Source organism: Streptomyces sp. NPDC060031 (genome assembly GCF_042736805.1).
GTDB lineage: Bacteria > Actinomycetota > Actinomycetes > Streptomycetales > Streptomycetaceae > Streptomyces.
In genome coordinates this window covers 21,183-29,048 of sequence record NZ_JBHWVM010000095.1, presented here as the reverse complement: position 1 = coordinate 29,048, position 7,866 = coordinate 21,183, and the positions used below count along the sequence as shown (strand labels likewise).

Genomic DNA, 7,866 nt, shown 5'->3' with positions numbered 1-7,866 from the left:
CGGCCTGGTGCCGTGCCCGCCACCGGGCGGGTGTCAGGGGGGGCAGGGGGGCAGGGGGGCAGGGAGGACTACCTGCCGCGGGGCTTGCCGCGCTTGGCGCCGCCCTTGCCGCCGCCGCCCTTGGCACCGCCGGAGCCCCCGGCACCACCGCGCGGGTTCTTGCCGGCGCCGGCCGGCTTGCCGCCGGTCTTGCCCGTCGCCTTCCCGGGCGCGGGCTTGCGCTTGGCCTTCGGCTGCGGCGGGGTCGGCGTACGGCCCCGCGTGCTGTTGACGGTGCGGCCCCGGACGATCCCGATGAATTCCTCGACCAGATCGGTGGTCTTCTCCTCCGGCCACGACAGCGCCACCCGCGACTCGGGGGCGCCGGAGACCGGCCGGTAGGTCAGGTCCTTGCGGTGGTGCAGGCGCGCGAGCGACTGCGGCACGACGAGGACGCCGATCCCCGCGGCCACCAGCTCGATGGCATCGGCCGTCGTGGCCGGGCGCTCGAGGGCGGGCCGCCCCGGCAGCCGCTCCCATTCGAGGGTGTCGTCGAGGGGGTGCAGCACGATCTCCTCGGCGAGGTCGCCGACCGAGATCTCCTCCACCGCCGCCACGAGGTGGTCCTTGGGGATCACGACCACCGTGGCCTCGGTGTAGAGGGGGATCGCGCTGAGGTCCGTGCGGTCGATCGGCAGCCGAACGAACCCCGCGTCCGCCCCGCCGGTCCGCAGCGCCTCGGCCGCTTCCCCGGCGGGCACCTGGACGAGGGTCAGGGGGACGTCGGTCAGCCGCTCGTTCCAGATCCGCACCCACTTGGTGGGCGTCACTCCCGGGACGTACGCGAGCCGGAACGAAGGAGGTACTTCCGAGCCTGTCACCCGGCCAGGTTACCGGTCGTGGTCGGAGGGATCGCACACGCTCGCTACTCTTGACGGCATGACGTCGCACCAGACCACCCAGACCATGAAGCCCGCGACCGCGGCCAAGAAGCTGGGTGTGTACCTCGAAGCCACCCCCGCCGAGTTCCAGGAGGGTGTCGTTTCGCGCACCGAGCTGAACGCGCTGCAGGCCGACCCGCCCCAGTGGCTGCAGGACCTGCGCGCCAACGGCCCGCACCCCCGGCCGGTGGTCGCGGCGAAGCTCGGCATCTCCATCGCCGGCCTGGCGCGCGGCGGTGTCACCGAGGCGCTCACCACGGAGCAGATCGAGGCGCTGAAGCAGGAGAGCCCCGAGTGGCTGCAGAAGGAGCGCGCCACCCAGGCGGACGTCCGCAAGGAAGCCGTCCGCATCAAGGAGCGCGACGCGGAGCGGGCCGCCCGCACCGAAGACCCCCGCGCCTGACCCTGCCCCGCACCGAAGGCCGGCCCCACGACGGGGCCGGCCTTCGGGCTTTTGCCAGGGGACCTGCTACTTACCCATCAGCCCCTTCAACATGGGCACGACCTTGTCGTCCACGAAATCGTCGTTGGCCTTGCTGACGGAGCTCTTGAATTTGTTCACCGTCCAGTCACCGGTGAAGACGCCGATCGAAGCCCCCACGAAGCCTCCGATGACGGCCCCCGCGGGACCTCCGATCACTGCGCCCACCTCGATGCCGGTCACCGTCCACCGGCCCACGTAGGCCAGCTCCATAGCCGTGTCCGCGGTCGCCTTCCAGAAGCCCTGATAGGTGTAGCCCTGCTCCCGGAGGTTGTTGCCGAAGGTGAGGATCGCTCCGACGTAGGAGCCCGTCTTCACCATGTCCTGCAGGTAACTCGGTACCGGCAGCTTGTTCTCCTTCAGGTAGTGCAAGAGCCCCTGCGGTCCCGCGGTGATGATCGACACATACCCTTCGGCCGTGTTCTGGATGGTGCACGAGGCGCCTTCGAAGCTGGACATTCCGCAGTTGGGATCCCAGTGGAACAGGCCGATCTCCGGTTCCTTCTCTTTGGTCACGTGGATGATCGTGGTCGTCGGCTTGATGGGCGGCGGTGTCGGCTTGGACGTCACCGTCGAGGGGCGCCACGGGATGCCCAGCGCCTTCTCCTGCCGCCTCGTGTTCTCGACGGTCGCCACCCCTTCGTCGTGGGTCTCGTCCCGCAGCATGGCCACCGTGTCCGGGTTGTAGTGGTTGCACACGGTGCTCGGGCAGTAGTCCAGGCCGGTCGGGTCGCTGTTGGTGACCGGGTTTCCGCCCGCGTAGAGGTAGCCGTGGATCTGCTGGGACTTGTCCAGGTCCATGACCGGGTCGACGCTGATGAAGCGGCCCAGGGCGGGGTCGTACTCTCGGGCGCCCACGTGGGTCAGGCCGGTGGTGTCCTGGGGTTTGCCGAGGAAGCCCTTGTCGTCCGGCCAGGCGGCGGGGGCCGTGCCGCGGGATTCTCCGTACGGCTTCTGCGCGCGGCGGGTGATCGCCAGGGTCGCGGCGTCCAGGGTGGTGGTCGCCGTGCCGTGGTGGTCGCTCGCCTCGTACGTCAGGCCCGTCGGGGTGCGCACGATCGAGGGGCCGCCGCCGAAGCCCGCGTAGGTGCGGGTGCCGGTGACCTTGCCGGTGGAGGCCGTCAGGGTGAGTTCGTCGGAGCCGAGGTAGAGGGTCGTCTTTCCGGGTTCGCGGCGCAGCAGCCGCTGCCCCGCCGCGTCGTACAGGTAGGTGCTGCCCGTGTTGCCCACCAGGTGGCCTTCCGGGTCCCAGGTCAGGGTCTGGCCGCCCGGCCGGGTCAGGGTGTTGCCCGTGTCGTCGTACGAGTAGGCGGCGGTGTCGACGGCTCCCGCGGGGGTGGTCCTGGTGGCCGAGGTGACGGTGTGGGGGCGGGTCTGGCCGGGGGCCGGGGAGGTGTAGGCCGTCGTCTTGTCCTGCGCACCGTCCGTTCCGTGGTCGACCAGCTTGGTGCGGTTGCCCGTGACGTCGAAGCCGTACGACTGCCAGTACGGGACGGGTCCGCCGACGTCGGAGGCCTGGGGCGCGGCCGCGCAGGACGGGCCCTTGTCGGTCCAGGCCTCCGTCATGCGGCTCAGGTGGTCGTACGTGAAGCACTGGCGGTCGGTGGTGAAGCCGGCGGCGCCGTCGTCGCGGCGGGTGGAGACGGAGGTGACGTCACCGGACGGCTTGTAGGTGTAGGTGGTGGCGTCGACGGAGCCGGTGACCTGGGTGTCGCCCGGTCCCGTCTGCCGGTCGAGGAAGGTGGACGTCAGGCGGCCGGTGGCCTCGTCGAAGAGCGGGGTGTAGGCGATCTGCTTGGGGACGTCGCCGTAGATGACGCGGCGGGCCCGGCCGAAGGGGTCGTAGACGGTGCGGTTGACGTAGTCGGCCTCCTCGCTCCACATCGTGACGGGCAGACCGTTGTCGCTCAGGCCCGTCGTGACGGTCTCGGCGGGCAGGCCGCCGACGGCCGGCAGGATGGTCGAGACGGGCTTGCCGGTGACCGGTGTGTAGTCGATGGCCGTCGTGTAGACGCCCGCCAGCTTCCCTTCGGCCTGGGGGATGGTGACCTTCGTGCCGCGTGGGCGGTAGCCCGTGTCGAGAGCGGTGATCTCGCTTGTGTACGCCGCTCCCGACTTGCCGCCGACGTAGCGCGTGGAGCCGTCGGCCTGGCCGCGGGCGAGGCGGTCGTAGGACCAGCTCGCCAGCAGGTTGGCGTCCGCGACGGGCCCGCCGTACAGGCCGGTGCGGCGGGAGAGCTTGTCGTAGGTGTTCGTCAGGATCTGACCAAGGGCGTCCTTGGACCACTCCGCCCGCCCGACGGCGTCGTAGTGCGTCTCGCCGTGGCCCTTGTCGGGGTCGTCCACGGCGGTCTGCCGGCCCAGCAGGTCGTAGGTGTACGTCCAGGTGTTGCCCGCCGGGTCCTTGACCGTCGCGAGCTTGCCGCGCGCATCGTAGGCGTACCGGGTGGCGGTGAAGGCGGATCCGGTCTCGCTGCCCACGTCCGCCCGGTTCGTGTACTGCCTCAGCTCGGCCGTCCTGCCCCGGGCGTCCTTGACGACGGTGGTCGCGGTGGCGCCGTCCGGCGGGGTGGTGCTCACCTTGTCGGCGCCCGCGTACGAGGTCGAGGTGCGCCACTGCTCGACGGCGTGCGTCGAGAGGGTCTGCGCCACGCTGCGGCCCTGGCCGTCGTAGAAGGTTCCCGTCTGCGCGGGGATCTCCGTGTCGGCGGCGAGGAAACGGCTGCCCGACGGGCCGGTGGTCTTGTCCCAGTAGGGCTGGTTGGTCTTCACGATGCGCCCGAGCGAGTCGTAGAAGGTGTCGGTCAGGACCCGGCCCGGCGATTCGTCCACCGGGGCCGCCTGGGTCTGGCGTACCTGGAGGAAGGCATCGAGGATCTGATGGGTGGTCTGGTACTCGCCGTCATCGCGCAGCGTCTTGCTCGTCACGACGCTGGGCGCGGTCTTGCTCAGGCCGTAGGAGAAGACGAGACTCGCGCTCGGGTTCGCCCGGCTGCGGCCCGGCTGCCAGACCTGGGTGAGGCGCCCGGCCGGGTCGTAGGCCATCTCGGTGACCCGGTTGTTGAGGTCGGTGCTCCGTACCGGCAGGTTGCGGGCGGTGGCGTAGTCGGTCGTGCTGGTCCAGCCGGCGCCCATCGGCCCGGTGACGGAGACCCGGATGGGCAGTGCGCCGGAGGCCGGGGTGTAGGCCGTGGAGGTGGTGTTGCCGAGCGGGTCGGTGATCTTGGTAGCCCGGCCGTACGCGTCGTATTCGGTCGCCGTGTCAAGGGTGTGGGAGGGGGCGCTGCCGTTCGCGGCGTAGCCGTCGACGACCTGCGCCGTGGTGACGGCGCCGACGGAGCCGATCCGGCCGAAGGGCTGGTCGTCGTACAGGGTCCGGGTGTGGGCCGAGGTCACCGTCGCTCCCGGGGCCACGGAGCAGTCCCCGGCCACGGTGTACGACTCGACGGGCAGCGCGAGGATGCCCAGGCCCGTATGGGAGGCGTACGAGGTCGTGGTGCAGGCGTCCGGCAGACCGTCGGCGGTGTCGAGCTCCGTCACCGGGACCCCCGTATTCGGGTCGTGGCCGGTGGTCTTGGCGGTGGTGCGCCAGCTTCCGCCGGACAACAGCGCCGTACCGGTGCTCTTCGCCGTCCGCACGAGCTGGGCGGTCTCGTCGGGCAGTCCCGTGCCGCGCTCGTGACGGGCGACGACCGCCCCGGTCCAGGGGTCGTTGACCGTCTTGCCGACGAGTGCGCCGCCGTCGCCGCTGAACTCCCGCTTCTCGCGCACGAATCCGGCCAGGGGCGGGGAGTCGGAGGCGGGGCTGCCGGGGATGGCGACGACGCGCCGGGTACCGTCCGCCTTGAAGTCGCCGTCCATGCCCCGCAGGTACACGCTACTGCTCTGGGTCGTCTTGTCGACGGCGTTGGCCCGGGTGTTGCCGGCACGGACGATGACCTCGCCGTAGCCCCGGAACTGGTTCCACGTACGGGACTTGGAGACGGTCAGGGCGCTGTCGTCACGGTGCCAGGCGGCGCCGCCGACGTACTCGTAACGGGTGGTGCGGGTCGGGGAGGGGTCGGCGCCGGCGGAGGTGGCGTCGACCTCGGAGATTCCGGCGACCACGTACTTGTGGAACCAGTCGAGGGTCGGGTCCATGGTCGTGCCCGGGTCCGGGTTCCAGAAGACCGGATAGCAGCGCGTGGTATTGGCGTCGGGCGCCGGGAACTGTCCGGGGGCGCAGTCCGGGGCCGCGTACTCGACGGCCGTCCGCAGCCCCGACTCGCTCGTGATCGCGGTCATCCGGCGCCGGTTGAGCGGGGGCTTGTTGTCGGTGGCGGTGTCCGCCCGGTTGGGCATGAGCGTGCCGGTGAAGTCGACGGACGGCAGTGTCACGGCCGCCTGGCCGTCGTGGGCGGTCCGGGTGATGGAGGTGAGCCACAGGGACGGGGTGGTGCCGTCGTTCGGGCTGGGGTACTCGTGGTCGAGCTTCCACTCGTCGACGGTGGCCGGGGCCCCGCCGGTGATGACCTCGGTGCTGATCCGCGCGAGGCGGTGGGTGCTCCAGAAGGTCGGCGAGTAGTTCTTGCAGTCCTTCACCGGGCTGCCGGCGGCGCAGTTCCGGTCGTACGGCACGTCCGGCCAGCTCGCGGCGGTCTCCTTGGTCGGCGCGGCGGCGCAGTCGGCCTTGGGCACGATGGCGGGGTCGCAGCGCTCGGCGCTGGTGAAGGTGACCCGGGCGGTGGGGCCGGTCTGGTCGGTGAGCTTGGAGCCGTAGCCGATCTCGGTCAGGTGACCGCCCCGGATGTACGGGGTCAGGGTGCCGTCGGGGTGGGCGGGGTCGGGGTTGCGGGCGTACTGGTTGCCCTCGGCGGCGTAGGTGTAGGAGATCAGGCCGCCCCGGGTGTCGACGACGTGGTCGAGGTTCCAGCGCCAGGCCTGTTGGCACCAGGACTGGGCGAAGTCGGCTTGTTTGCAGGGTTCTCCGGTGTTGTTCCCGTAGACGGGGCGGGTCCAGGTGGAGTGGGAGCCGGCCCCGCTGGTGGTGCCGGGCCGGAACTCGGCACCGAAGTAGTACTGGGTGCCGTCGGCGGTGGTGACCTTCCAGTATTCGCCGTCGTTGTCGCCGTTCGCGGCGCCGGCGGGGAGCTTCGCGGGTTCGATCCGGCTCGGCGAACCGTCGGCCGTGCGCCACTTCTTGTCGGTGTCGTCCTGGACGAGGGAGGTGGCTGAGCCGTTCAGGACCATGGTGACGGTCTGCTTCGCGCTCCAGCAGGCTTCGCCGTTGCGGTCCTGGCCGTCCTCCTTGCAGCCGACGTAACCGCGTTCGATGTAGCCCGGGGTGTACTCCCAGCCGTCGCCGATCCAGGAGGACTGGGCGTTGCGGCTGACCGTGCGGCCGTCCACGGAGGCCGAGTTGTAGACGAGCGAGACGGAAGGGGCGGTGCCGCCGAGCGCGGGAGGCACGGTGATCGGGTACGACCAGGCGAAGGTTCCCGCGTTGCCGCCGGCGCTCCAGGAGGCGGTCGGCGAGAGGGAGGTGGCCTGGTAGTCGCCGGAGGGACCGGACGCGTCCGCGGTCGCCGCGAGCACGATCGCCGGGGCCGAGGACGCCGCGAGCTGCGACATGGCGGTGGCGGCCGGTGCTCCGAGGTCGAGATCCGCGGACAGCCGGGCGGAGCGCAGGTCGTTGACCGCGCCGGGCACGGGTGTCCGGGTGCGGCAGTGCTCCAGCTGCGGAGTGGTCAGGGCGCACGCGGGCAGGGCCACGAGGCGCAGCCGGGACGCCCAGTCACCGCCGTACGCGCTCTTCACGGCCGTGTAGTCGAGGCTGACGCGGGCCGCGCCGCGGGCGGTGGCTTCGCGCGGGACCAGCGAGACGAGGAGGCCGTCCACGCCTGCCCGTTCGGCGGCGGCCCGGTCGGCCAGCGCTACGGCGACTTTGCCGGTCGCGGGGGCGGGGGCGATGGACTTCCCGGTCGCGGGCGCGGGTGCGGGTGCGGCGGCCGCCCCGGCCCGGGGAGTGGCGCCGGGGCCCACCCACACCGGGAGCGCCCCGGCCCGTTGCGCCGCTCCCCCTCCCCCGGACCCAGCCGCCCCGGACGCAGCCGCCGCGGACCCGGCCGCCCCGGAGTCGAGCCGGACCTCCGCCTGTGCGGCGGCCGGCCAGACCGTGCGGGCGGGCCGCCAGGGCCGGGCGCCGTCCCCCTTGGGCGGGACCGCCCGGGATGCGGGTGCGGGCTTGCCGGACACCGAGGCGACGGCGCCGAGTTCGCGCGGCGCCCACAGCCGCCCGTCCTTGGGACCGTGGCCGGCTCCCGTTGCCGCGGCCGTCGGCGCCGCCAGGGCAAGCGCGACCGCGGCGGCCACCACCGCCCGGGCGATCAGGCCGCGTGGCCGGCGTAAGGGCGGGATGTGCGACGGGAGCTGATCGAAACGCACGAGGGACCTCCGGGCGGGGTTCGGCAGGCTGCGGCATCCGAC

General features: G+C 72.1%; 3 protein-coding genes. 1 reads left to right on the top strand and 2 read right to left on the bottom strand.

Annotated elements, in window-relative coordinates; all coding sequences use genetic code 11:
- Positions 1-68 precede the first annotated feature (68 nt).
- A complete protein-coding gene (locus tag ACFWB8_RS30900) occupies positions 69-860 on the bottom strand; it encodes a LysR family substrate-binding domain-containing protein (protein ID WP_385234427.1) in 792 nt (263 codons plus the stop codon).
- A gap of 58 nt (positions 861-918) precedes the next feature.
- On the opposite strand from ACFWB8_RS30900, the gene ACFWB8_RS30895 reads away from it, so the two are divergent.
- Positions 919-1,323 (top strand): DUF5997 family protein, encoded by a 405-nt coding sequence (locus tag ACFWB8_RS30895; RefSeq protein WP_385234424.1) that lies wholly within the window; start codon positions 919-921, stop codon positions 1,321-1,323.
- Positions 1,324-1,389: 66 nt separating this feature from the next.
- Here ACFWB8_RS30895 and ACFWB8_RS30890 read toward each other — a convergent pair whose 3' ends face one another.
- A complete protein-coding gene (locus ACFWB8_RS30890; RefSeq protein WP_385234421.1) occupies positions 1,390-7,824 on the bottom strand; it encodes an RHS repeat-associated core domain-containing protein in 6,435 nt (2,144 codons plus the stop codon).
- Between the last annotated feature and the right edge of the window lie 42 nt (positions 7,825-7,866).